General features: G+C 43.8%; 15 protein-coding genes. 9 read left to right on the top strand and 6 right to left on the bottom strand.

Features of this window, described 5'->3' with window-relative positions:
• Window positions 1–47: 47 nt before the first annotated feature.
• The gene (locus ACFGVS_RS23165; RefSeq protein WP_439695757.1) at window positions 48–2,810 is read right to left on the bottom strand and encodes an ABC transporter permease; all 2,763 of its coding nucleotides are present in this window, start codon (window positions 2,808–2,810) and stop codon (window positions 48–50) included.
• Window positions 2,811–3,043: 233 nt separating this feature from the next.
• Between ACFGVS_RS23165 and ACFGVS_RS23170 the strand changes: the two genes are divergently transcribed.
• Entirely contained in the window at window positions 3,044–4,321 is a 1,278-nt protein-coding gene (locus tag ACFGVS_RS23170; RefSeq protein ID WP_439695758.1) for an amidohydrolase family protein, read from the top strand.
• 138 nt (window positions 4,322–4,459) lie between these two features.
• The gene (locus ACFGVS_RS23175; protein ID WP_439695759.1) at window positions 4,460–6,958 is read left to right on the top strand and encodes a M1 family aminopeptidase; all 2,499 of its coding nucleotides are present in this window, start codon (window positions 4,460–4,462) and stop codon (window positions 6,956–6,958) included.
• 206 nt (window positions 6,959–7,164) lie between these two features.
• Here the strand turns inward: ACFGVS_RS23175 and ACFGVS_RS23180 are convergent, their stop codons facing one another.
• The gene (locus tag ACFGVS_RS23180) at window positions 7,165–7,575 is read right to left on the bottom strand and encodes a BrxA/BrxB family bacilliredoxin (protein WP_090640641.1); all 411 of its coding nucleotides are present in this window, start codon (window positions 7,573–7,575) and stop codon (window positions 7,165–7,167) included.
• A gap of 197 nt (window positions 7,576–7,772) precedes the next feature.
• Here ACFGVS_RS23180 and ACFGVS_RS23185 point away from each other — a divergent pair, with 197 nt between their 5' ends.
• The 4 genes from ACFGVS_RS23185 to ACFGVS_RS23200 all read left to right on the top strand — a co-directional run bounded on the left by ACFGVS_RS23185 (window position 7,773) and on the right by ACFGVS_RS23200 (window position 13,315).
• Window positions 7,773–8,645, top strand: coding sequence for a M23 family metallopeptidase (locus tag ACFGVS_RS23185; RefSeq protein ID WP_274211293.1), 873 nt, complete (start codon window positions 7,773–7,775; stop codon window positions 8,643–8,645).
• Between the two features lie 142 nt (window positions 8,646–8,787).
• Complete coding sequence (locus tag ACFGVS_RS23190; protein ID WP_274211294.1) at window positions 8,788–9,153, top strand: bactofilin family protein; 366 nt, start codon at window positions 8,788–8,790, stop codon at window positions 9,151–9,153.
• 156 nt (window positions 9,154–9,309) lie between these two features.
• The gene (gene ahcY, locus ACFGVS_RS23195) at window positions 9,310–10,626 is read left to right on the top strand and encodes an adenosylhomocysteinase (RefSeq protein WP_274211295.1); all 1,317 of its coding nucleotides are present in this window, start codon (window positions 9,310–9,312) and stop codon (window positions 10,624–10,626) included.
• A gap of 211 nt (window positions 10,627–10,837) precedes the next feature.
• The gene (locus tag ACFGVS_RS23200) at window positions 10,838–13,315 is read left to right on the top strand and encodes an alpha-L-rhamnosidase-related protein (RefSeq protein WP_439695760.1); all 2,478 of its coding nucleotides are present in this window, start codon (window positions 10,838–10,840) and stop codon (window positions 13,313–13,315) included.
• A gap of 59 nt (window positions 13,316–13,374) precedes the next feature.
• On the opposite strand, the gene ACFGVS_RS23205 is transcribed toward ACFGVS_RS23200, so the two are convergent.
• The 4 genes from ACFGVS_RS23205 to ACFGVS_RS23220 all read right to left on the bottom strand — a co-directional run bounded on the left by ACFGVS_RS23205 (window position 13,375) and on the right by ACFGVS_RS23220 (window position 20,056).
• The gene (locus ACFGVS_RS23205) at window positions 13,375–15,321 is read right to left on the bottom strand and encodes an OmpA family protein (RefSeq protein ID WP_439695761.1); all 1,947 of its coding nucleotides are present in this window, start codon (window positions 15,319–15,321) and stop codon (window positions 13,375–13,377) included.
• A gap of 83 nt (window positions 15,322–15,404) precedes the next feature.
• Complete coding sequence (locus ACFGVS_RS23210; protein WP_439695762.1) at window positions 15,405–17,288, bottom strand: ice-binding family protein; 1,884 nt, start codon at window positions 17,286–17,288, stop codon at window positions 15,405–15,407.
• A gap of 126 nt (window positions 17,289–17,414) precedes the next feature.
• Window positions 17,415–17,975, bottom strand: a complete 561-nt coding sequence (locus tag ACFGVS_RS23215; RefSeq protein ID WP_274211299.1) for a helix-turn-helix domain-containing protein — start codon at window positions 17,973–17,975, stop codon at window positions 17,415–17,417.
• Between the two features lie 350 nt (window positions 17,976–18,325).
• A complete protein-coding gene (locus ACFGVS_RS23220; RefSeq protein ID WP_274211300.1) occupies window positions 18,326–20,056 on the bottom strand; it encodes a sulfatase family protein in 1,731 nt (576 codons plus the stop codon).
• Window positions 20,057–20,437: 381 nt separating this feature from the next.
• Here ACFGVS_RS23220 and ACFGVS_RS23225 point away from each other — a divergent pair, with 381 nt between their 5' ends.
• The 3 genes from ACFGVS_RS23225 to ACFGVS_RS23235 all read left to right on the top strand — a co-directional run bounded on the left by ACFGVS_RS23225 (window position 20,438) and on the right by ACFGVS_RS23235 (window position 25,193).
• Complete coding sequence (locus ACFGVS_RS23225; protein ID WP_439695763.1) at window positions 20,438–22,633, top strand: family 43 glycosylhydrolase; 2,196 nt, start codon at window positions 20,438–20,440, stop codon at window positions 22,631–22,633.
• A 768-nt stretch (window positions 22,634–23,401) separates the two neighbouring features.
• Complete coding sequence (locus ACFGVS_RS23230; RefSeq protein ID WP_274211302.1) at window positions 23,402–24,106, top strand: Crp/Fnr family transcriptional regulator; 705 nt, start codon at window positions 23,402–23,404, stop codon at window positions 24,104–24,106.
• Window positions 24,107–24,515: 409 nt separating this feature from the next.
• Window positions 24,516–25,193: a tetratricopeptide repeat protein gene (locus ACFGVS_RS23235; protein ID WP_090640830.1), complete on the top strand. Its 678-nt coding sequence runs from the start codon at window positions 24,516–24,518 to the stop codon at window positions 25,191–25,193.
• Window positions 25,194–25,355 lie beyond the last annotated feature (162 nt).

Consider the following 25,355-nt stretch of genomic DNA (forward strand, 5'->3'; position numbering starts at 1 on the left):
ATTCTGATTTTTACTGCTTTTTGCTTTAAGCCTTCGGCCTTAAGCTTTTATTCCGCTTTCAAACTATTTACCGGGTTCATCAGCGCGGCTTTTATGCTTTGGTAACTTACCGTAAATACGGCTATTAGTATGGCCATTATCCCCGCCAGGGCAAACATCCACCAGCTGATGCTGATGCGGTTGCTGGGATTAAAATCCTGCAGCCATTTGTTCATGGCCCACCAGGCAATAGGGGACGCTATCAGGATTGCTATAAATACCAGCTTAACAAAATCGAGCGAGAGCAGGCGGGTAATGTTAGCTATACTTGCGCCAAGTACCTTCCGGATGCCTATTTCGCGGCTGCGTTGCTCGGCCATAAAGGCGGCAAGGGCAAACAGGCCAAGGCAAGCTATAACTATAGCCAGTACGGCAAAGCTGGTAAATATGCTGCCCATGCGTTGCACATCGGCATACATGTTGGCAAATTGCTCATCCATAAAGGTGTAACGGATAGGCTGGTTTGGCGAAAAGCTTTTCCAAATAGTATTGATTTGAGCCAGGGTGGCTTTTACATCAGTGGGGTTTATTTTTACCGATACAATTGTAGGGCTATTGCCCAGATGCATTACCAATGGTTCGAGGCTACCCTTTAGCGATTCAAAATTAAAATCCTTTACTACACCAATAATTGGCACAGGTGCGCCGTAATTACTTATCCGTTTACCAACGGGGTTTTTAAGTCCTAATTTTTGCGCCATGGTCTGGTTAATGATCACCGCCTGCGAATCGGTTTTTAGTTTAGGGTTAAAATCCCGGCCGGCCACTATGGTCATGCCCAGGGTTTTTATATAATCGGCATCAACATCCCAAAATTGGCCGCCGGTACCGGCTTCCAGTTTCTGTTTACCCTCGTTATGAAACTCATTGCCGTTGCGCTTGGTACCCGATACGGGTAAAAAATCGCTCACGGTGGCGCTTTTTACTGCCGATAGCTTCAGCAACTCGTTTTTAAAGTTTTTCACTTCGCCCTCCAGCGTTTGCGTGCCCTGTATCATCAGCACCTGGTCTTTTTCAAAACCTACCTTTTTATTCAGTATATAATGCATCTGGTTATAAATAACCACCGTACTGATAATTAATATAATGGATGTGGTAAATTGAAAAACCACCAGCCCGTTGCGCAAAAAAGAGCTTTTACTGCCCGTAGCCAGCTTGCCTTTCAGAACATCTACCGGTTTAAAGCCGGAGAGATAGAATGCGGGGTAAACACCGGCCAGTATGCCAACTACTACCGCGGCAGCTATTATAGCAGGCATAAACCACCAGTGTTGCCATGGTATGGTCAATGCTTTTGCTGCAAGCGTATTAAAATAAGGCATTAATAATGCCGCCAAAATAATGGCTATAATAAAGGATATAAAGCTGTAAATTAATGACTCGGTTAAAAACTGGCTGATAAGCCCGCTGCGTTGCGAACCTACCACCTTACGTAGGCCCACCTCCTTTGCCCTGTTGGCAGATTTTGCCGTGGCCAGGTTAATAAAATTAATACAGGCTATCACCAATATAAAGCCTGCCACCGCGCCAAACAGCCACACAAAACGTATATCACCGTGCGAAAGGCCATCGCGGATATCATAAGAGTATAGGTTGATATCTTTAATATTTTGCAAAAACATGGTTAAAGCGGCGGCAATCCTATCCGCGTTTTTATCACCGCCCCTTCTCATATCGGGTATGTAATAGCCTTGTATTATGCCATCAGTTATCTTTTTATTTAATGCTTTAACGTCTGCCCCCGGCTTAAGTAACACATAAACATCGTAATTGCTGGCTCCCCAGGTTTCCTGTTCGCCATCCCAAAACTTAACACCGGTTAGGGTAAGCAAAAAGCTGTAATGGAAATGTGATGTAGTGGGAAAATCCTGCATCACGGCCCCAATTTTATAAGGGCGGCTTTTATTGTTGTTGAGGTACATCACCTTGCCTACCGGGTTTTCACCAGGGAAATATTTATCGGCCTTGCTTTTTGATATCACCATGGTTTGCGGCTCGGTAAGCGCGTGCGCCAGGTCGCCGTATACCATGGGAATCTTTAGTATTTCCAGCAGCGACTGATCCGCGTAAGCAAAACCATCTTCATGGGTGTTTTGTACGCCATCCGCACGTTTCAGTTCGTTACTGCCCGCACCCCAAAACAGCGAGTTATTCATTATCCGGCCCGATTTTTCCACCTCCGGATAGTCGTTTTTTAACGTCTTGGCCATAACTGCAGGCCAGGAGGTACCTTTCTCGTGTATGGCATCTATGTTATAGGCACCCACAATCCGGTAAATCCTATCGGCATCGGGGTAGCTTTTATCAAAGCTAAGCTCATCCCGAATGTATAGGGCTATCAATAAACATGCGGCGATGCTAAACGCAAAGCCTCCAATTTTAATGGCCGCGTACATTTTTTGCTTTTGCAACTGCCTTAAGGCAACTTTTAAATAATTCTTGATCATACCGGTATTAATTAAAATTGAACTTCTTTTATCCGATTTCTGGTGTTCTTTGTATGCCGGCAAATAAGGTGGTACAACCCTGGTGTCTTCTTTGGCCACCGTATCTGCAGGTTTTATATTTTGCAGTATCCTTTCAAATAACAAGGAGCTGTTGGTCCCGGTATCCTGCTTTTCATCCTGCCACCAATTGAAAATTAACATTAACGAGGTTTTCAGTTCTGGATTTTCCATTAACAGCCTATCCAGTTCGTGTAATTCCGCTGCCGATGCCTCGTTAGCCAGTTTTTTTGTTGCCAGTTGCCAAACGTGTTCCTCTATATCCATAGCTTACAGGTAGATAAATTATGATACCAGGTTATATCCTACTAATTACATAGAATAAAATATGTGCCATTTATTTAAACAGCAGTAAATCAGTCGTTTGTGTCGATCCAAATGTGCTGGGTGTTCGAATACGAACATCTGGTGTTCGGTTTTATACGGAAGGTTGAGCTATACAGTAAAGATTTGAGGAAAATTATCATAAATTAGCTTAAGTATCAGTCACCTATCTTTATATGCAAAAAATCATACTCCTCATTTTCCTTCTTTTTGCCGAAACCGCCTTCGCCCAAAAAACTTACATCCAATGCGGAAAACTGATCGACGGGACCTCGCCGGCAGCGCAAACACAAATAACTATAGTTGTTGAGGGTAAAACCATTGTCGATATTCAAAAAGGGTATACATCAGGAACCGCTACAGACAAGGTTATTAACCTGCAAAACAAAACGGTAATGCCGGGGCTAATTGATTGCCATGTACATCTTGAATCTCAATTTAATAAAAATTCAGCTATCCAGGGTTTTACATTAACTGATGCCGATATTGCTTACCAGGCATCAGTATTTGCCAAACGCACCCTGATGGCTGGCTTTACCACCGTGCGCGACCTGGGCGGCACCGGCGTAAATATCAGCCTGCGTAAAGCAATAAGGCAGGGGCTGGTTGATGGGCCCAGGGTAATAACTGCCGGCAGGGCAATATCAGCAAGCGGCGGCCATATGGATCCATCTGATGGGTTTAGAGACGATGCTTTTAACCACCGCCCGGGGCCCGATGAAGGCGTAGCCGATGGTAAAGACGAATTGGTAAAAGCGGTAAGGCTTCAATTTAAACGCGGATCTGACGTAATCAAAATAGCATCTACCGGTGGTGTACTGGATTTAAGCGAGGATGGTTCGGGCGCACAGTTCAGTATCGACGAAATAAAGGCTGTTGTAGAAACAGCCAAAGATTACGGCCTTAAAGTAGCCTGTCATGCCCATGGCGCCGAGGGCATACGAAGGGCTATATTGGGTGGCGTAACCTCGATAGAGCACGGAACCTTTATGGATGATGAAGATATTAAGCTGGCCAAACAATACGGCACCTGGTATGTGCCCACCATCATAGCCGGAAAATCGGTTGCCGATTCGGCCCGGATGCCGGGATATTTTCCGCCGGTAATTGCCCGTAAAGCCCTTGAAATAGGGCCCCAGATACAACAAACGTTTACCAAAGCTTATAAAGCCGGGGTAAAAATTGCCTTTGGTACCGATGCAGGAGTATACGCGCACGGTAAAAACTATATCGAATTTCAGTACATGGTTGAGGGCGGCATGACTCCCATGGAAGCCATAAAAGCGGCAACAAGCAGTGCCGCTGATCTGCTGGGAATGAGCTCAAAAATAGGCAGCATAGCCAGCGGGAAATCGGCTGATATTGTTGCGGTTGACGGCGACCCTTTACTTGATATAAAAGCGATGAAAAACGTAAGCTTTATCATGAAAGAGGGAAAAATATACAGCTTATAATGGTAAATAAATTCTTGTAGCGGTAACATTAATGTTTGCCGCGCGTCTTACGTGCGTTAAAGGGCAAAACTTTTTGCCCCCGGCGGGCGTATTCATTTTATAACACGCCCGCAGCTGTTTGTTTACCATTTTTCATATATGACTGATTTGAAACTATTATCTACACTACTGCTTTCCGCGGCTTTGTCTGCCACGTTTACATCATCCCAGGCCCAGCAAGCGGCCCAACCCGAAGACCCCGCCCTTAAAATTTACCGCGAAACACCCCGTAAGGTAAACGATTTGGTGCACACCAAACTGGATGTTAGGTTCGATTACAAAAAACGCTATATGTACGGCAAGGAATGGGTTACGTTAAAACCACATTTTTATCCTACCGATACGCTCCGTTTAGATGCCAAAGGCATGGACTTAAAAACAATTGCCGTCGTAAAAAACGGTAAAAACGTGCCGCTGAAGTTTACTTATCAGGATAGCCTGACCGTGGCCATTAAACTGGATAAAGTTTACCGCAACAACGAAAGCTATACTGTTTACATTGATTACACTGCCAAACCCAATGAGCTTAAAGTAAAAGGCAGCGCAGCTATTAACGATGCCAAAGGTTTATATTTTATTAACCCGGATGGTACCGAAAAGGATAAGCCAATCCAGATATGGACGCAGGGCGAAACCGAAAGCTCATCGGCATGGTTTCCTACCATTGATAAACCAAGCCAAAAAACTACCGAAGAGATTAGCATGACCGTGCTATCCAAATACGTAACCTTATCAAATGGCAAACTGGTATCGCAAAAAAACAACGCCGATGGCACCCGCACCGATACCTGGAAACAAGATTTGCCGCACTCCCCGTACCTGTTTATGATGGCGGTTGGCGATTTTAAGATATTTAAGGATAAATGGCGCAACAAAGAGGTAAACTATTACCTGGAGCCTAAGTACGCGCCATACGCTAAGGAGATTTTTGGGATGACACCCGAAGCTATCGAGTTTTACTCCAAAACTTTGGGGGTAGATTATCCCTGGTATAAGTACTCGCAAATTGTGGTTCGCGATTATGTAAGCGGTGCTATGGAAAACACCTCGGCTACCCTGCATGGCGCTTATGTGCAAGGCACCCACCGCGAACTGTTAGATGCTTACTATGACGATGGCCGCAGCACCATCGTGCATGAGCTTTTTCACCAATGGTTTGGTGATTATGTGACTGCCGAAAGCTGGAGCAACCTAACGGTAAACGAATCATTTGCCAACTTTAGCGAAACCCTTTGGGCCGAACATAAATACGGCCATGATGTAGCCGACGAGCATAACTATATTGATATGCAAAACTACTTCCGGTCGCCAGATGCACGTACCAAAAACCTGGTGCGCTTTTATTATGCCGATAAGGAGGATGTATTTGATGTGGTTACCTATCAAAAAGGCGGTCGCATATTAAATATGCTGCGCAACTATTTAGGCAACGAAGCTTTTTATAAAGGTTTGAATATTTACCTGACCACCAATGCCTTTAAAAATGGCGAAGCCCAGCAATTGCGCTTAGCCCTTGAACAAGCCAGCGGGCTTGATTTGAATTGGTTTTTTAACCAATGGTATTATGGGGCAGGCCACCCGATACTGGATATCAGCTATAAATGGGACGATGCTACCAAAACACAAACCGTTTACCTGCAGCAGAGCCAGGACGGGCAGATATTTAAACTGCCAATGGCCATTGATATTTACACAGGCGGCAAAAAAACACGTCATAAAGTTTGGATGAACAATCAGAACGATACCCTTACTTTCAAACTGGCATCTAAACCCGACCTGATAAATGTCGACGGTGATAAAATACTCTTAACCAAGAAGACTGACCATAAAACTTTGCAGGAATTTGCTTTCCAGTATTTTAACGCGCCGCTTTACCTGGATAGATTGGAAGCCATTAATGCAGCTGCCGATAAGCAAAGCGAAAAAGACGCGCAAAAAGTTCTGATTGCAGCATTGAACGATAAATATTATGGATTGCGGGATAAAGCCATCCGCACAATTAAGCTGGATAATGATGCCATCCGCAATGCGGCACAGCCTATTTTGGCCAGGTTGGCGCAAACAGATAATAATACATTGGTGCAGGCCCAGGCCATTGCCGCGTTGGGCAGCCTTAAAGCATCCGGTAATATGAATTTATTTAAACAGGCCTTAGGCAGTCAGTCATACGCTGTTCAGGGTGCTGCGTTAAACGCTATTAATTTGCTCGACCCGGCGTTGGCCATGAACCTGGCAAAAAATTATGAAGCCGATAACAAAGGCGGCCTTACTGCAGCCATGATGAATGTTTACGCTACCAGCGGCACGGATGCCCAATGGACATTTGTTTACAAGCAATTTGATGAAGCTGCACCGCAGGCTAAATATAATGCCCTCGATAAATTTAGCGCCATGGCAGGCCGTGTTCAAAAACCAGAATACGCCCAGCAAGGGATCAGTCAGATTAAAGATTTTGGCATAAAATATAAACCGCAGGGTATTGCCGATCCCGCTATCAAATTTATAACCGACATTAAAGAAAAGCGTGCGCAGATGCATGATGACGCAACTGTTAAAGTTGCGGACGATGCTATTAAACAGATCAACGACGCTAAATAGATGTGCAGATTTCAGATTTCAAATGTGCAGATGAAGAGAATTTGAAAATTTGGTAATTTGAAGATTTGAAAATGAAAAAAGACAGATTTTAAATTAAAAGAAAAAGCCCGGGAGATTTCAAATCTTCCGGGCTTTTTCTTTACTGGCTTAAAATATGATGTGCTTTACCCACCTTTAACCCTTCGCCTTTAACCTTTCACCTAAAATTAGCAGTATTGCTCAAAAGCGCCAATCAGGTTATCGGCAATCATTTGAGCAGGGCGGCCTTCAATTTGGTAGCGCTCAATAATGTGTACCAGTTTACCATCTTTAAACAATGCCATAGCTGGTGACGACGGAGGGTAAGGCAACATATAGTTACGTGCGGCGTCTACGGCTTCTTTTTCCATACCTGCAAAAACAGTAACTAATTTGTCGGGATGTTTTTCATTTGCAGCAGCAATCCTGGCAGCGGGGCGGGCATTTGCGGCAGCGCAACCACATACCGAGTTTACCATTACAAATACAGTTCCTTCGCTTTCAATAGCGTTTTTTACTGCCTCGGCATCTTTCAACTCCTCAAAACCAACCCTGGTTAAATCTTCCCGCATGGGGGCAACTAAATATTCTGGATACATGGTATGTTTATTTTTTTAAATTTTATCAACCACAAAAATAACAAATGATTAATAGTTTCCGTTTAAAAAACGCAATAATAACAATGTGCTGACTATGTAGCTTTATTATAACCATCAGGCCGTAAGGCGTTTGTTTATAATGACTATTGATTTGTTCGATGTTATCGTTATATTGCCACCCCTAATTTATGATTTTGATGAAACAAAAGACATCTGATATCAGTACCGTTGTTGTTATTAATAAAAACCAGCAGCCTACACGGTCTTTACAAATTAAAACAAAACACCTTAACAATCTTAAACATTACGCGCTTGGCATCCTGTCAGTTGTGCTGGTTTTGGTAGGAGGTATTATTTATTTAAGATGGCAAAACCAGCAACAGGAAGTTGAAAAACAGGCGCTGATGGCCCAGATAGTAAAATTAAAAGGTGCAGTACCTGCCCAGGTTGCAGCGCCGGCCGAGGCTAAACAAGGCAGCGCGCAAAGCTATATCCAATCGATAGAAGGTAAGCTTAAAACAATCAACGATTACCTGCGCCGCCGTGGCTTAAAAGGTTTCAGCACCAAAGGCATTGGCGGTGATAACAATACAGAAGGTAAGAAGCTAAATGATGGCGAAGTATACTCGCTGTACAATGACTACCTTAACCACCTGATGGGAACCATTGCTTTTACCCCCATGGGTTACCCGCGCATCAGCTCATTCACCTCCTTTTTTGGCTACCGCAGCGATCCTTTCGATAGCGCAAGCGCCGAGTTTCATCCCGGGATTGATTTTAAGGGCAAACGTGGCGACGAGGTGAAATGTACTGCCAGCGGCAAGGTTGTTTTTGCCGGCTGGGCCGGCGGTTATGGCAACTGCATCCGCATTCAGCATATTAATGATATCCAGACCGTTTATGGGCACCTGTCTAAGATAAAAGTAAAAGTAGGACAGGAAGTAAACCTGGGCGATGAGATTGGCCTTGTTGGCTCAACTGGCCACTCAACGGGTGCACACCTGCACTACGAAGTGCGCAGGCACGGCAAACCCGTAAATCCGGTTAATTTTTTAACACTTAATAAGTAGTAGCAAGAAGTTAGTAGTAAGTATCAAGACAGTGTTGTCGTACTTGCTATTTAATACTAAACTATAAATAACAGTGGAAGGTAGCAAAGTAAAAAAGCTGCGGTCTTTATACTTGCTACTAACTACTTGATACTAAAAAACTATGGCTATTTTCGGTAAAAAAGACAAAGTATCGCTCGACCTGCAATCGATATCAACCCTCATTAGCGAAGGCTGCGAAATTGGTGGTAATTTTAAAGCCCCGGCGTTTGCCCGTATTGACGGACAGGTAACCGGCGACGTTACTGTTGACGAAGGTATTATCCTTGGCGAAAAAGGCGTTGTCAATGGCAATATCAATACCAAAGAGATTGTGGTTTACGGTACAGTTACCGGCGATATCCAGACCTCATCCCTTGAAATACGAGCCACCGGCAAAATCACCGGCACCATAACCACCCAAACCCTGCTGGTTGAAACCGGCGGCGTTTATAATGGGTTGTTAAGCATGGGGGTGGTGGAGAAGTAGTAGCGTCGTCTATCCCCAATGTCATTTCTCCTCGTACCTCTTCGTTCGACAACAGGGCGTAACTTGCCCTATGGCAACTAATAACCCCTTAACTTGCGGCCTATTTCATTTTAACCCGGATATGATTTAAATTTGCTGCACAAAATTGAAAACGATATGTCATCAGTAGAAACTGCTTTTGTTAAATACAAGGTAAAAGACCTTTCACTGGCCGAATGGGGCCGCAAGGAGATTGAACTGGCCGAGGCCGAAATGCCGGGCCTGATGGCTTTGCGCCAGGAGTACGGTCCAAGCCAGCCGTTAAAAGGTGCCCGTATTGCCGGCTGCCTGCACATGACCATCCAAACCGCTGTTTTAATTGAAACTTTAATTGCACTTGGCGCCGAAGTTACCTGGTCGTCATGTAATATATTCTCAACCCAGGATCATGCGGCTGCTGCTATTGCTGCTGCCGGTATTTCTGTTTACGCCTGGAAAGGTATGAACGCCGAAGAGTTTGACTGGTGTATTGAGCAAACCCTTTGGTTTGGCGAAGACCGCAAACCGCTGAACATGATATTAGACGATGGCGGCGATTTAACCAACATGGTGTTAGATCGTTTCCCTGAACTGATTGCTGATATTAAAGGTTTATCTGAAGAAACTACTACAGGTGTACACCGTTTATATGAGCGTATGAAAGCGGGTACATTACCAATGCCTGCAATTAACGTTAATGACTCGGTTACCAAATCGAAATTTGATAACAAATATGGTTGCCGCGAATCGCTGGTTGACGCCATCCGCCGCGCAACTGATGTAATGATGGCCGGTAAAGTAGCCGTTGTTTGTGGTTATGGCGACGTAGGTAAGGGTTCTGCAGATTCATTGCGTAACTCTGGTGTGCGTGTTATCGTTACCGAGATTGACCCTATCTGCGCATTACAGGCAGCTATGGAAGGTTTCGAGGTTAAAAAATTAGGTACTGCTATTAAAGAAGCTGATATTGTTGTTACTGCAACTGGTAACAAAAACATCGTTCGTGAAGAGCACTTCCGCGCTTTGAAAGATAAGGCAATTGTTTGTAACATCGGTCACTTTGATAACGAGATTGACATGGCCTGGTTAAACGGCGCTTATGGCAACACCAAAATCGAGATTAAACCACAGGTTGATAAATATACCATTAATGGCAGCGATGTTATCGTTTTAGCAGAAGGCCGCTTGGTTAACTTAGGTTGCGCAACAGGCCACCCAAGCTTTGTAATGAGTAACTCGTTCACTAACCAAACTTTGGCTCAGTTAGAGCTTTGGACAAACGGTGCCGCTTACGAAAACAAAGTGTACACCTTACCAAAACACCTTGACGAAAAAGTTGCCCGCTTACACCTTGCCAAAATTGGCGTTGAACTGGAAGTTTTAGACCAGGACCAGGCCGAATATATTGGCGTAACTGTTGATGGTCCGTTTAAACCGGAGTACTATCGTTACTAATTTTTTAGGTAAAAGGTTAAAGGCGAAAGCTGAAAGGTTTTTGCATGGATATAAAAGGCATGGTTTTACGACTGTGCCTTTTTTTGTTTGAGAAAGGCATCTGCTAACGATCCTATTCTGCCTTCGTTATGCCACTATACATTAAATTTCCATCCTGAAACTTATATGCTAATTTTGATGACAGAACACATTTCACATCAACCCTGATACCATGCCTATCAAAAAAATCCACATCAATTTAATTTATCTCGTCCTTGCTTTTTGGTCAACGGCCGCATTAGCAGCCGAAATAAAAATCACCAATCCCAAAATGACCATGGTACTTAACTACGGTGGTAAGGCAAGTATCACCTCGCTGGTGGTTAATGGGCAAAAAGTAATAAGCAGTGCCGATGGGGTGTTTACATCGGTGAACATTAATGGCATTACGTATTCGTCGCTGCATTTAAAGAAAACGCCGGTATTATTAAAAACAGGCAATGTTTATAAGCTCAGCAACATAAGCTATGGCGATAAAAGCTTCACCATAACTGAGAACTGGATTTTTACCATCAACGATAAAGCCATCAGGTGGACAATCGAACGAAGTTCAAACAAGCCATTGCAGGTAAATGAATCTGCTGCGCCTGTATTTAATTTTGATAACATAAATACATGGGAAGGCGCTTACCAGGGTTATGGCGGGCTGGCCTGGTTTTACCTTTTTAACGAAAAACTGTGTACCTACGGCGTGCACACCCGGTCGTCTGATTTTTGGAACAGTAAAACCGGTAACGGTTTAAATATAACCGTGGCTGCCCCGGGCAAAAACGTGGCTATGAAATATAGCCGTACTGCCGATGATAAACTTGCTTACACCATAAGTGTAAGCAATAATGAAATGGCATTAAAGCAGGATAGTGACACCCAAAGGCGCAGGTTTTTAAGAGGGCGTACCGATGTTTGGGCGCCATTTAATCTTGCGGCCGGGCCGGGCAGCCAAAGTATTACCCTTAGCTATTTTAATTTTGATGAAAAGTATGGCCGCGGTAAATTTAGTGGTGTTGATGGCGCTAAAGTTGGCGCGGTGCTTAACACCATTGCCCGCATAGGGGTAATTGATTCGCTGCATTTTGGCGGTAATAGTTGGGCTACACCTTATGGTCCTATTTGCCTGCATGAGCAATATATAGCGCAGCTTGGCCTTGCCATAAATGACGCTAAATATTTAAAGGGCGATGAAACCTGCCTTGATTATTACCGCGATCACGCCATAAAACCCGATGGCCGGGTATACCCGCGTTGGGCTTACACTAATGAGGATGCCATGCCTAATCAATTTAACAGCGATGGTTTTTACGAGGCACAATGGGGCATCCTGATGGATTCGAACCCCGATCTGGTGATAAATGTTGCCGACCTGTATGATATGACGGGTGATAAAAGCTGGGTTAAGCAACACCAGCTGTCGTGCGAGAAAGCTTTAGATTGGATACTGAAACGCGACAGCAATAACAATGGGCTGGTTGAAATGATGACCGATAACCATACCCAAAAGCGCAGCAGCGATTGGATTGATATTGTTTGGGCGTCGTACGAAAATGCTTTTGTAAACGCCAAGCTTTACCACGCGCTGGTAAAATGGGCCGATATTGAGCAGCAATTAAATAACGATGCCAAGGCAACTTACTATAAAAACTTTGCTGCTAAACTAAAGGAAAGCTTTAACAAGCCGACTGCCGACGGCGGTTTTTGGGACCAGGAAAAAAGCTGTTATGCTTATTGGATTGATAAGGACAAAAGCGTGCATGGCCGCAATATGGTAACACCGGTAAACTTTATGGCCATTGCCTATGATATTTGCAATAAGGATGCCCGCAAGCAAACAATACTGGATAATATTGAAATGCAAATGCAACAGGAAAAGCTTTTCTTTTGGCCCTTGTGTATGACAACATATTTGCCGGGCGAAGCTAAGGAATACCAATACCCTTTTCCATCCTATGAAAATGGCGACTTGTTTTTATCGTGGGGGTCTATCGCGGTAAAAGCCTATGCCGAATATAAACCAGCCCTTGCCCTTAAATATGTGCGCAATGTGCTGGAGCAATATGGTAAAGATGGTTTGGCTTTTCAGCGTTATGGCAGGATAAAACAAGATGGCCTTGGCGACGATATCCTATCGGGCAATAGCCTGGCTATAGTGGGCTTGTACCAGGCCATTTATGGTATCAATCCTTTGTATAATCGTTTTTACCTCAACCCTCATATCACGCCCGAACTTGCGGGCACCGTGTTGAATTACAGGTTCAGGGATAAAAAACTAACTATCAACCTCAACAATGATAACTATGCCATTGCCGACGGAAAATTTAAAGTAACCGCCAAACAAAGCTTTGGTTTTAATAGCACCAGTACCCAGTTATCATACTTTAATGGCGGCAGCCCCGCTGTTGCTTTGAATGCTGCTTCGGCAGGTAATTTAACCATCGATATAAAAAACTGGGATGGCGATAAAATGGAATGGCATCAGCAGGCAGCCAAACCGGTTACCTATGTTTTGCATCAATTAAGCCCGAATACGGATTATAAATTTGCAGCTAACGGGAAACAGGCCGAAGTTTTAAAAAGTGATGTAAACGGTGAATTAAAGATAGCCTATAAATCCGCCGCGGCTAATGACGATATGACGCTTAGTAAGGCGAATTAAGAAGACATCTTTAACGTAAAAAGCAGCGGATTTCCCGCTGCTTTTTTCATTTGTATCGCTTATCGCTGTTTAACAGGGATAATATCTATAATAACGGTTCGGTTGTAAAACCGCTCTTCAACTAAATTATTTTCAAATGGTGCGTTGCCTGCATCTTCGCCAAATCCTATGGTTTCGAATTTAACATTGGTTTTGCCGGCTTTAGTTAGGGCTTGCTCCAATGTGTGCTGAACATCCATAGCGCGGGCTTTGGATAGTTTCATGTTATGATCTTCTTCGCCGATGTTATCGGTATGGCCATGAATAATAACTGTCGATCCATCAGTAATTGAAGCTGATACAACATCGGTTAAAAACTTGTCATAGGATACAATGGCGTTTGATCTGTCAAAATCATACAGAATGCTATAGCGCAAGCCTTTGGTTGGTGTTTCGTCCTGGCGTATCAAATGCACAGTGCTTTCTTTCCTTACAGGCACACCGGCACGGGTTTCGCCTGTCATTACAATTTTGTAATCGCCAGAAGGGTTGCCGCCTAAGATAGTTGTACCCGGAATGCTGGCCTGGTCATCAATAAATGGTCCGAAGTGCTGAACGGTACCTTTATCATCTGTAACATCTACAGACCATGATTTAAGCAACTGTTTGGCGCTATCGATATTTAAAATCACCTGGCTATCAAGCGGGTTAGCTTGTGTAGCATTTATTTGAACTGGCTTCATCATGTCGCCGCCCACCTCGGTCAATAATTCGGGCGAAGTGCTGGTAATATCTACCCGGCGGTCGCCTGCACGCAGCAATACCAATTCTTTAGTGCCGCCTGGTTGTTCCGACGGGATAAGCGGCCTGTTACGGCCGGCAATGGTTATTCTTGATGCATCAACTGCAAATTGAGTAACCAGGTATTGTTTTACAGCTTGTGCCAGTTCTTTACCATCTGCAGGACCTTTGGCCGATGCACCGGTTAGTACAATTACAGCGCCTGGGTTTGCCCTTAACCTATCGCCCAAAATATTCAGGATGTTGTGGTAAACATTCAGCTGCCTTGCAGACCGGCCGGCCGTGTTATCGGCCTGCTCATTTTGCAGTTGCTGTTCTTTGAAAGTGATTGCCTGATCTGTTGACAACGTAATATATCTGGCAGGGATCTGGGCCGATCCTTCATCAAAAAACACCGAATTACGCAAAGGCAGCGTTTCGCTCACCTGGCGTTTTAAAGGTACTGCTGTTGGTGCGGTTACCGTAAAAACAAATACATGCATAGGTGCCGGTACGCTGGTTACCGTTTTAGGTGCAATTTTTGAAGCTTTACCAAATTTAAGCGCTATCCCGGCGCGTAGCGTGGTAACCGACCAGCTTTCGATACTGCGCGGCTCCTGTCCAAAGTATGGATGAAAAGAGACAAATGGCGAGATGCTCACCTTGGTAGTACTACTTGCCGGCGAAACCATAATATCGTAACCGGCGCCAACCTGGCCCGAGATGAGGGTTTTGTGCATGGCGCTTAACTGGCCATTTGTATTTGGTTGCCTAAGCTGGGTGTACTCAAAATCTTTACTGATGTTAAAAGCAATCCTTGGGCCGGCAAAAAAGTATAAACCGGTTGAAGGCACCGTTAAACGCAGGCTTGGTTCAACAGCAATATAGCTGGTGTTGGTTTCTAAAGTAGCGGGGCAATTACAGGGGGCCACCACATCTTTAAATTTGCCACCGCGGCCATCATAAGCTACGTTAAGCATTACACCCAACACACTTGCCGGGCGGTATTCCATCAAAATAGACCCATAAGGGCGTACATCATGGCCCTTATGAAAAGCGGTAGGCGCTATTAGTGAATTGTTTAACCGTTGGGTGGTGCCATCGTAAAAGTTAAAATTTGCGGCGCCGGATACACCAAACCACCATGTTGGTACAGTAGTAGTTTGCGCTTTAACCGTTATGCCGGCCATAGCAACCATCAAACAGCAGATGATGCTTGTTTTAATTATTTTATTGATTGTTAACATGAGATGTTTCTTTAAATATTTTGTTGACAGATAGTATTCAATCCCCCAAATAGGGATTGAATACTGTTGATACCGATGTTGGCTTATTGTGGTACGTTAACAGTGGTATTTACCATAGTAACCGAAGCTACCAGGGATATGGCCCTGCCATTTAATACCGTTTGTACCGCGTTACCGGCTGTTGAAAAGGTGATGCCTGCACTGGATATGATAGTACCCGTCATGATGCCGCCACCCGCGCCGTTGATTACAGCCGAACTGCCTACGTACCAGTAAACGTTTTTAGCAAGGCCGCCATTTTTCATAATAACACTCCTGGCGCCTGCCGGGCCTGCTGTACCTACCGTAAGGCCGGCAGCTGTCTGGAATATCCAAACCGCGTTCGGATCGCCTTTGGCATCCAGCGTAAGGTCGCCATTGGTTACTTTGAATGTGCCGCTTGCAGCTTTATATACGCCGGGGGCTAAAGTTAAGCCGCCTAATTCGCCTGCGCCCGGGTCGATACCACCTGGTTTCGAGGCTGGGGATATACTGTTGTAAGCTATGGTGGCATCAAGCAACCCTTGTGTAGCAACCGCAAAAGAGGTAGCAGTACCAGGGGCTGGCGGTGCTGTAAATATACCGCCCTTAACATTGCCCTTGTTTAGTGGTGTTTCGGTATAAATATCGGCAGTTAAACCATCGTGGAAACCCGTAACCAGGGTTGATGCGGCCGTTGTGCCTATCGCTCCATTATTGATTACTGTGTTTAGGCCCTGGTTGGTTACGCCTGCATTGCCGCCGAAAGCGCCAAATTTTGCAGCATCACCCAAAAGTGGGGGTATAATGATTACGTTGAGCGTAAAGTTGGCCGTTACATGTTTGTTGGCACTCATAACAATAGTTAACGGGTTATTGGTGCTTGTTGCATCGCCGCTCCACGAGGTAAAGGTATAGCCGGGGCTTGCTGTTGCCGTTGCGCTTGCTGATGAACCTGCTGCGTATGCACCTGATCCGGTTGTTGAGCCGCCTGCCGCCGGGCTTGATTTTAATATCAACGCAAATTGCGATGCCGGTATAGCTTTAAAGTTGGCCACTAATTTACGGTTGGCTGCAAGTATAAACTGGTAGCTTGAACTTGTGGAGGCCACGTTGCCGTTATCTGTCCAGTTAACAAAGGTAAAGCCGTTATTAGGGTCGGCGGTTACGGTTACGGTAGTGCCGGCATTGTATGCACCAGATCCGCTGGTTGTACCGCCAATAGCCGGGCTCGAGGTAAGTACTACCGCAAATTGCGATGCCGGTATCAGTTTAAAGTTGGCCACCAATGCCTTGTTCCCCGCCATGGTAAACTGATAGCTGGAACTGGTTGAAACAATAACTCCATTATCAGTCCAGTTGGTAAATATGTAGCCGGTATTGGGCGTTGCACTAACCGTTACTGCAGATGCTTGTGCAAATGTGCCTTCACCTTCAGTAACACCGCCAAGGGTAGGGGTTGCTGTTAGCGTAACCTGCGGAATGGTAGTGAACGTCCAGGTATAATCGCTTACCATTGCGGTGCGCAAAGTGTCGGTTACGGCTGCCTTGATGGTGCCAGTATAAATAGCGAAAGGCAGCAGGGGCTGGCTTGGGGTAAAAGTAAATACGGTGCCGTTGGTGGCATTTGTTAGGGTACCTGTAACAACAGTAGCGCCTTGTTTTATTATAAATGTTTTGTCGGTAATTGTTGACGGCGCCATGCTGGTGTTAAAGGTTACCGAGATGGCTTTGTTTAAAACAACGTCAACAGCTTTATCCGCCGGGTCGGTTGCCACCACCACCGGGCAGTCGCCCTTGATTTCGCCTTTATAATTGTCCTTTTTGCACCCGGAGGTTAACATAGTAATAAGTAACACCAACGACAAAATTGCACCGAATGTTTTGGAATAACCGCCGCGCTGACGCATGCAGATGACTTCCATTGGCATAGTAAATGTTTTTTTCATGAATATATTATTGAAAGATAAATTGTAAAGTCCCGGGGTCCTATTGGGTCAGATTGCAGGATGGTACAAACTTATGGCTACCTGGCGGCAGGCATGTTATACAACTTTTTGTATTAGTTATATAATTCACACATTAGCAAAGCTGCTTTGGTTTTGAAAATCAAAATGTTTAAACTGCGAGGGTGTTAAACCGGTAACTTTTTTAAACTGGGCAGATAGGTGCGCCACACTGCTGTAATGCAGTTTCCACGAAATTTCGGTAAGGGTTAATTCATCCTGCCATATTAACTGTTTTACCAGTTGAATTTTATTCATGATGATAAACTGTTCAATAGTGGTGCCCTGCACATCCGAGAAGGTATTGGCCAGGTAAGTATAATCGAGGTTAAGCTTGTTGCTCAGGTAATCGGAGAAGTTGGTTTTTAACGGAATTTCTGAATGAAAGATCAAATCGGTAACTACCTGCTTTATTTTTTCAACCAGGATGTTTTTCTTATTATCCATTAATACCAGGCCGTATTTTAATAAAGCGATGCCCGCCTGCTGAATTTGGGCCAGCCCCACATCACCGGTAATAATTGCCCTTCCCTGGTCAATAGCGGTGCATTTGAGCCCTGCCCTTCGCAATTCGAATTCGACGATAATTTTGCAGCGGCTGCTCACCATGTTTTTTATAAAGAGGTTCATTGTTTCCTTGTATTACAAAACAAGTGCCTCCGAAAGTTTTTTGCCAATCGCAGCCTGTGTTAATAAAATCATCCCCATATATTTTTATTAGATAATGCCCCGCGGATACGAAAAGGGCATTAATACCGGTGCTGAACACGGGTGATTAAATTTGATAGTGGGTACGATTGGTAAAACCGCAAGTTGTAATTTATGCCAATAATGAGTAGAATACAGGATTTCTTTAGTCTTTTAACGAAAAATTGGTCTTGTAGGCCGTTGCAAAAGTGCTTTTCATATGCCGCTATTGAATGATGATATACCGGGTTAAATAAATACCGGTACATCATTATTCAACATGATGTTGGTAATCAAAATTCGTCGGTAGGTACTTTCAGGTTCTTCCGGTATCCATCAAGCCGTTTTTGCAAATCGGCGGTAAGTTTTTCATACCCGGGTTTGCCAAAAAGGTTATGAAGTTCCTGCGGGTCGGTTTTTAAATCGTAAAGCTCATTACAGTCAATATCCGCATCATTAGTTACGTAGCCCGCATTGTTGAGCAGCTTAAGAACAGTATATTCCCTGTAGCCGGGAGTTGTTTGGTATTTGGTGGTTGCGCCACGCATGCCGCCCTTGCCATAAAAATGAATCAGTTTATAGCGTTCGGTACGTATACCATCGTGCTTGCGCACAAGGTGAAATGCCGGGTAATCATAGTAGTGATAATATAAGTCACTGCGCCATCCCGCAGGCTTAGGCCCCTTAAATGTTGGATCGAGCGAAGTGCCACTCATTTGTTCTGGCTTTTTAATGCCCGCGAGCGATAAAAATGTTGGTGCATAATCAATATTTTGTACCAGGGCTTCGCTTTGCGTTCCTGGTTTTATAGCCTTTGGATATCTGATCAACAGGGGCGTCCGGAATGATTCCTCGTACATAAACCGCTTGTCAAACCAGTTGTGCTCGCCTATATAAAACCCCTGGTCTGATGTATAAACAACCATAGTATTGTTTTCCAGGTTATTATCCTTCAGGTATTTCAAAATTGCGCCTACACCGTCATCTACCGATTTAATACAGCGCAGGTAATCCTTTAAAAACTCCTGGTATTTCCATAATGCAAGCGCCTTCCCGGTCAGTTTAGCGTTTATGAACTGCTGGTTTCTCAACTTATAATGCTTATCCCACGCGGCACGCTGCTCTGGTGTTAAACGGCCAAGTTCGCTCATTAAAAACGTATAAGAAAGTTTATCATATGGGCTTACCAATTGATCTTTCAGCTCTTCCACTTTCAAATCCTGAACCAGTTCCATATCATTGCTTATTGACATTTTTTGAGTCTTGGCGGCGTCGCACCGCGATTGGTAATCATCGAAAAAAGTTTCGGGGACAGGAAAATTCACATCGTTGTACAAATCAAGGTATTTGCCGGGGGGCATCCAATTGCGGTGGGGGGCTTTATGGTGTATCATTAAGCAAAAGGGTTTGCCCTTATCCCGTTTTTCTAAAAAATCAAGGGCATGTTCGGTAATAAGGTCTGTAGCATAGCCCTGTTCCTGTACAAATTTATACCCGGTTTCGGGGCCTTTAAAAGTGGGGTTATAGTATTTGCCCTGATCGTCAAGTATGTGGTAGTAATTAAATCCCTTAGGGCTTGTAGACATATGCCATTTGCCAACAATGGCCGTTTGATATCCAGCCTGTTGAAGCAACTCGCTAAAGAATACTTTCGATGAGTCGATGCCCTCGGCAAGCTGGCGCTGGCCATTTTGGTGGCTGTACAAGCCTGTCATAAGGCAGGCCCTGCTGGGAGTGCAAAGCGAGTTTTCTACGAAGGCTTTTTTGTAAATGATGCCTCCGTTTGCAATTTTATCAATATTAGGGGTGGGTGCCAATTTGGAAAGCATCCCGCCGTATGCGCTGATGGCCTGGTAGGAGTGGTCATCGCTCATAATAAAAACTATGTTGGGTTTTTTGGCAGCATTTTTTTTGTTCTGCCTAACTTGCGCCTGTACCAAAACGCTTGTAAGGGCTACAGTAAACATTGTTGCCAGGCAAAACTTGGCCAAAAAATACCGCTCCAAAAACTTCTGAAATTTCATAGGTCAACAATTTAGGTTATTATCAAATTTTGTTACATTCAATGATCTATAGCCGCTGTGCAACTAAATATACGGGTATGTTTAGTTAATTAGCATGTAATATTCGGTTGTTTTTATTAAAACCAGGTATGCCGAAAGCGATAACAAATATTAATAAACTTTGGGCAAACTGTGAATATTTGAAAATTAAATTTAAACAGGTAGTGAGAAGTATATTTAGGCACCAGTCCCTGTAAAAAAAATAAAATTTCCAAAATAATTGTGTTTTTGACACTTTTAAATTAATATTGGCATCGGATTCGCCGGGCGTATAAAATTGCCCCGGTTTGATATCAAACACCATTATAACCTGTATATTTTTAAAGAAAAGACTTATTACGTATGAACATCCTGAAATGCACGCGGCTTTTTTTAATTGTATTTTCAACAATATTTGCACATGCGTCAGGCGTTGTTGCTCAGTCGGCCGGTAACAAGCCCGCTAAAAAGGCCACTAAAGCAAATGCGTATTCGGCGTATTTGTTTACCTATTTTACCGGCAGCAAAAAAGGCGAAGCTATCCGGTTTGCCTTAAGTAATGATGGTTACCACTACCGCGCTCTTAATAATAACCTGCCGGTTTTAAGTTCGGCGGCTATAAGTACAACAGGAGGCGTACGCGATCCGCACATCCTGAGAGGGGCCGACGGGAAAACGTTTTACATGGTGGCTACCGACATGAATACCGAAAAGTACGGCTGGGGGCCGGACACGGCTATGGTACTGATGCAATCTACCAATTTAATCAACTGGACATCGCATACGGTTGTTGTGCCGCAGGTATTTAAGGAGTTTGAAGGTGTGAACCGGGTGTGGGCCCCCCAAACTATTTACGACCCCAAGCTGCACAAGTACATGATATATTGGTCGATGCGTTTTGGTAACGAGCCCGACAAAATTTATTATGCCTATGCCAACAAAGATTTTTCGGGCCTGGAAACCGCACCTAAACAACTATTTTTTAAACCCGACAACGGTGCCTGTATTGATGGGGATATTGTTTATAAAGACGGCAAATATCACTTGTTTTTTAAAACAGAAGGTTCGGGATCTGGAATCAAAATTGCCGTATCGGATAAGCTGACCGAAGGTTATGTGTTGATAGATAAATATGTTCAGCAAACCAAATCGCCGGTAGAAGGCGCCGGTACTTTTAAACTGAACAATAGTGATGCCTATATACTAATGTATGACAGATATACCGAAGGTAAATACCAGTTTACCCGCACTACCGACCTGGAACATTTTACTGCTATTGATAACGAGGTAACCATGAATTTTCATCCGCGTCACGGTACTGTTATGCCGGTTACTGCGCAAGAGGCTGCCCGCCTAACCGCCAAATGGGGAAGCACAGATGATGTAATGCTGTCGCCCCGGTCGGGCCAGGTAAAAAAGATTAACATTGTGTTAGATTCTGCCACTCACACTCTCACGTTGCCGGTACTGCCTGGCACGGGTTTAAAGGCATTTAATCCGGCGTTCAATGCGTTGCCCGGTATTACTGTGACACCAACCGCGGCACAAAACTTTACCAAAGGCCCGGTAAAATATACAGTGACCATCAAAGGGAAAAAGCCTGAAACCTATAATGTACAAGTACAGGAAAATCACAACCCGGCAATTGAAGGCTACTATGCCGATCCCGAGATATTGTATGCCGAAAAAACGGGCAGGTTTTATTTGTACCCTACCAGCGATGGTTTTGACGGCTGGAGCGGCAATTATTTTAAAGCCTTTTCATCGGCCAACCTGGTTAACTGGAAGGATGAAGGTGTGATACTTGATTTACCCAAAGATGTAAGCTGGGCAAAAAAGAATGCCTGGGCGCCCTGCATTATCGAAAAAAAGATAAACGGCAGCTATAAATATTTCTACTACTTTGCTGCCGCCCAAAAAATTGGCGTAGCTGCCGCCAATGATCCGGCTGGTCCTTTTGTTGATTCCGGGAAACCGCTGCTTGATAGTTTGCCTGCGGGTGTAAAAGGCGGCCAGCAAATAGATGCCGATGTTTTTACCGACCCGCAAACAGGCAAGAGTTATTTGTACTGGGGTAATGGTTACATGGCCTGCGCCGAGTTGAATGACGATATGATCTCGTTAAAAACCGGTACCACAAAAATATTAACGCCCGACAGGCATTATAACGAAGGCACTTACGTAGCTTACCGTAAAGGCATCTATTATTTTATGTGGTCGCAAAACGATACGCGCAGCCCCGATTACACGGTGCATTATGGCACATCCAATTCGCCCGTTGGGCCAATAATGGTACCGGCAAACAATGTGGTAGTTGCCAAAAATGCTAAAGAAGGCATTTACGGAACCGGGCATAATTCGGTTATACAGATTCCCGGCCGCGACGAATGGTATATTGTATACCACCGCTTTAATTACCCCAAAGGCATTACCATGGGCGATGCCGCCGGCTACAACCGCGAGGTTTGTATAGATAAGCTGGAGTTTAATAATGATGGTAGTATAAAGGAAGTGGTACCTACGCATAAAGGGATAAGCCCTGTTGTTATAAGCAAATAGGGTTGCGTTAATAGTGTTAAGTCCAGAGTCAGAAGCTAAATTTATTCTTTTTTGGCTGGATTCAAGACTTAACACTTTTGGCTAAAGACTATCAATCGCCCGTTGTGCAGGATTTGTACTCAAAAACATCTTCCTGTTTTTGAATTTTTATCAATTGTTAATAATAAGGCAGTACAAATTTTAAATTAGTATAAGACACTACACATTTATTATACACTATTGTACACTTTTAATACAACTTGCAAATGGTGCACTAATAATCAGTTAAATGTTCTGATATTTAGCTAAACGAGATTAATTAGGGGTGGGAAGGCTTGAGTCGTGTCGGTCTTCCCATTATTTAAGCGATAATCATAAGGCCGCAACGCAGGCATGCACTAAAGTGCGCACACAATTACCTTATTTGTGTTTATTGCCAATCATCTTACCGGGGTTTTTGTCTCTCGCTATTGCGTCTCTTTAACAAAGCAAACTGGTTGGTTAATATCCATGCTAATACTAATAATATGGCATAGAAGCCAATATTTTGCCATATTCCTCCAACAGTTAGGTAATCAGTTAAACTTATGAGGATAATGATTGACATTGTTTTATTAATAGATGATTAAATTAAATTGCCTGTTAAGACAAACATTGCTTTTCGAATCAAATTTAATGTGTTATTTAATCTAAGTGAAAGAAAATAATCACCCGCAAACGTGATACTTATCACGTTTTTATCATACTTATATCATATGTATATAATACGCTGTTTCTGTAATTTTGCACATGAGCCTAAACAGGATTTTTCCGATCGAGAAATGGAACTTTATTACGGCCTCTGCTTTAAAGTTGTTGACAGTTGATGACTATAACCGTTTGCTTATAAATAGCACTTGTCATATCTATAAAAAAGGAGAAATAATTTTCAGGGAAAATACTTTGCCGGCCGGGGTTTTCCTGATGGTTAATGGTAAGGTAAAGAAATATAAAGTTGACCACGCCGGAAAAAAGCAGACCATATATGTTGCCGGTAATGGAGAATTGGTGGGTTATCACGCCGTACTTTCGAGGGATCGTTATTCCGACTCGGCAGCAGCATTGGAAGCCAGCCGGATATATTTTATTCCTATCGAAGACTTTATGTTTACCATAAAAAACTGCCCTCCCTTTGCACAGCAGCTGCTGGGTGCTTTAAGTCATGAGGTTATGGTTTTGGCAAATACTGTTTTAGTGTTTGCCAAAAGGAACGCAGCAGAGCGGCTCGCGATAGCGTTAATTGTGCTTCGCGAAAAATACAAAGAGGACACTGTTAATCCAAACGTGGCCCTGACGATTTCAAGGGCCGACCTGGCCGATATAACCGGCATTGCCGAAGAAAATGTAACCCGACTGCTCAAAGAATTCAAAGATGAAAGCTTATTAATCAGGGAGGGCCGAAAGATTGTGGTTACGGATATTAAAGGCCTGGTAAAACGGGCCAATTACAGATAGTATTATCCATTTGTCACGAACAAATCAGAGGTGGTTTGAGCGGCGGGGGGGAGGAAAATCTTATACGCCCTGCAATACGTTAGGCTTTTGGGATGCAAGGTGTATAAGATTTTTCGCCACACTCAGGATATAGTTTCTCTTTCGCGCCACACAATCCTACCGCGTGCGCTATCGACATTTTCGTTTAGTTAAAAAATGTGTACACAATAGTTCTATGAACAGGAAAACACCTTTGTTGGGTGAATGGTTAATCGGGCTAAAATATTCTTACATGGTGAGTAGTTGATTATTGTTCGCGGCAATCACTCACATAATCCCATCCAATAAACTTGCCCTTAAATAATTAACACTAAGCTATTGCCAGAAATTTTGAAAACCGTAACTTTGCAAACTTAATTTTGTTATAACAATGTCAAAAACCCAGGCGAATACCAAAGTTGCAACACCGGATACTACTTTCGGCCAGAGTGGCAACTTCGTACGCGAGAATCAAAAAAGCTTACTTTTTATAGGCGGTGCTGTAGTGGCCCTTATTGTAATTTACTTTTTATACCTTAAAGTGTACTTAGGTCCGCTGGAAACCAAGGCCGCCAATCAAATGTATGTTGCGCAGGATTTTTGGGCTAAAAAAGACTGGGACAAAGCCATCAACGGCGATGCCAGCTACCCGGGCTTCAAAAAAATAATAAGCGATTACAGCAATACCAAAGCTGCAAACCTGGCTTATTTTTACCTGGGCACCGCTTACCTTAACAAAGGCGAATACCATAAAGCGATAGAAAACCTGACCAATTACCGCGGCGATGACAGCATGGTTGCTGCCGAAGCTTTTGGAAGTGCAGGTGATGCTTATGTTGAGCTGAAAGATTACAGCAATGCCGCAACCTATTTTAACAAAGCTGTTGATAAAGCAAAAAATAAATTTTTATCGCCGCTTTACCTTAAAAAATTAGGTTTGGTTTACGAAGAAACCAAAGACAATAAATCGGCAAGCGAGGCTTACAACAGGATTAAAACAGAATATCCTGAAAGCGCCGAAGCACAAAATATTGACGAGTACATTGCTCGTGTAGACGCGAAGCTATAATTTCGGATTCGGAATTCAGATGTTCGATTTCGGATTTGCAGATTGGTAATATTACCTTTGGCAAATCAGGAATCGAACATTTGGTTTATAACCACCTGTCATGCTGAGGGGTAAAATTTCCGAAACTCTGAAGGGGGAATGACAATCAAAAATAAACGACTG

The organism is Mucilaginibacter sediminis (assembly GCF_051903035.1).
GTDB lineage: Bacteria > Bacteroidota > Bacteroidia > Sphingobacteriales > Sphingobacteriaceae > Mucilaginibacter.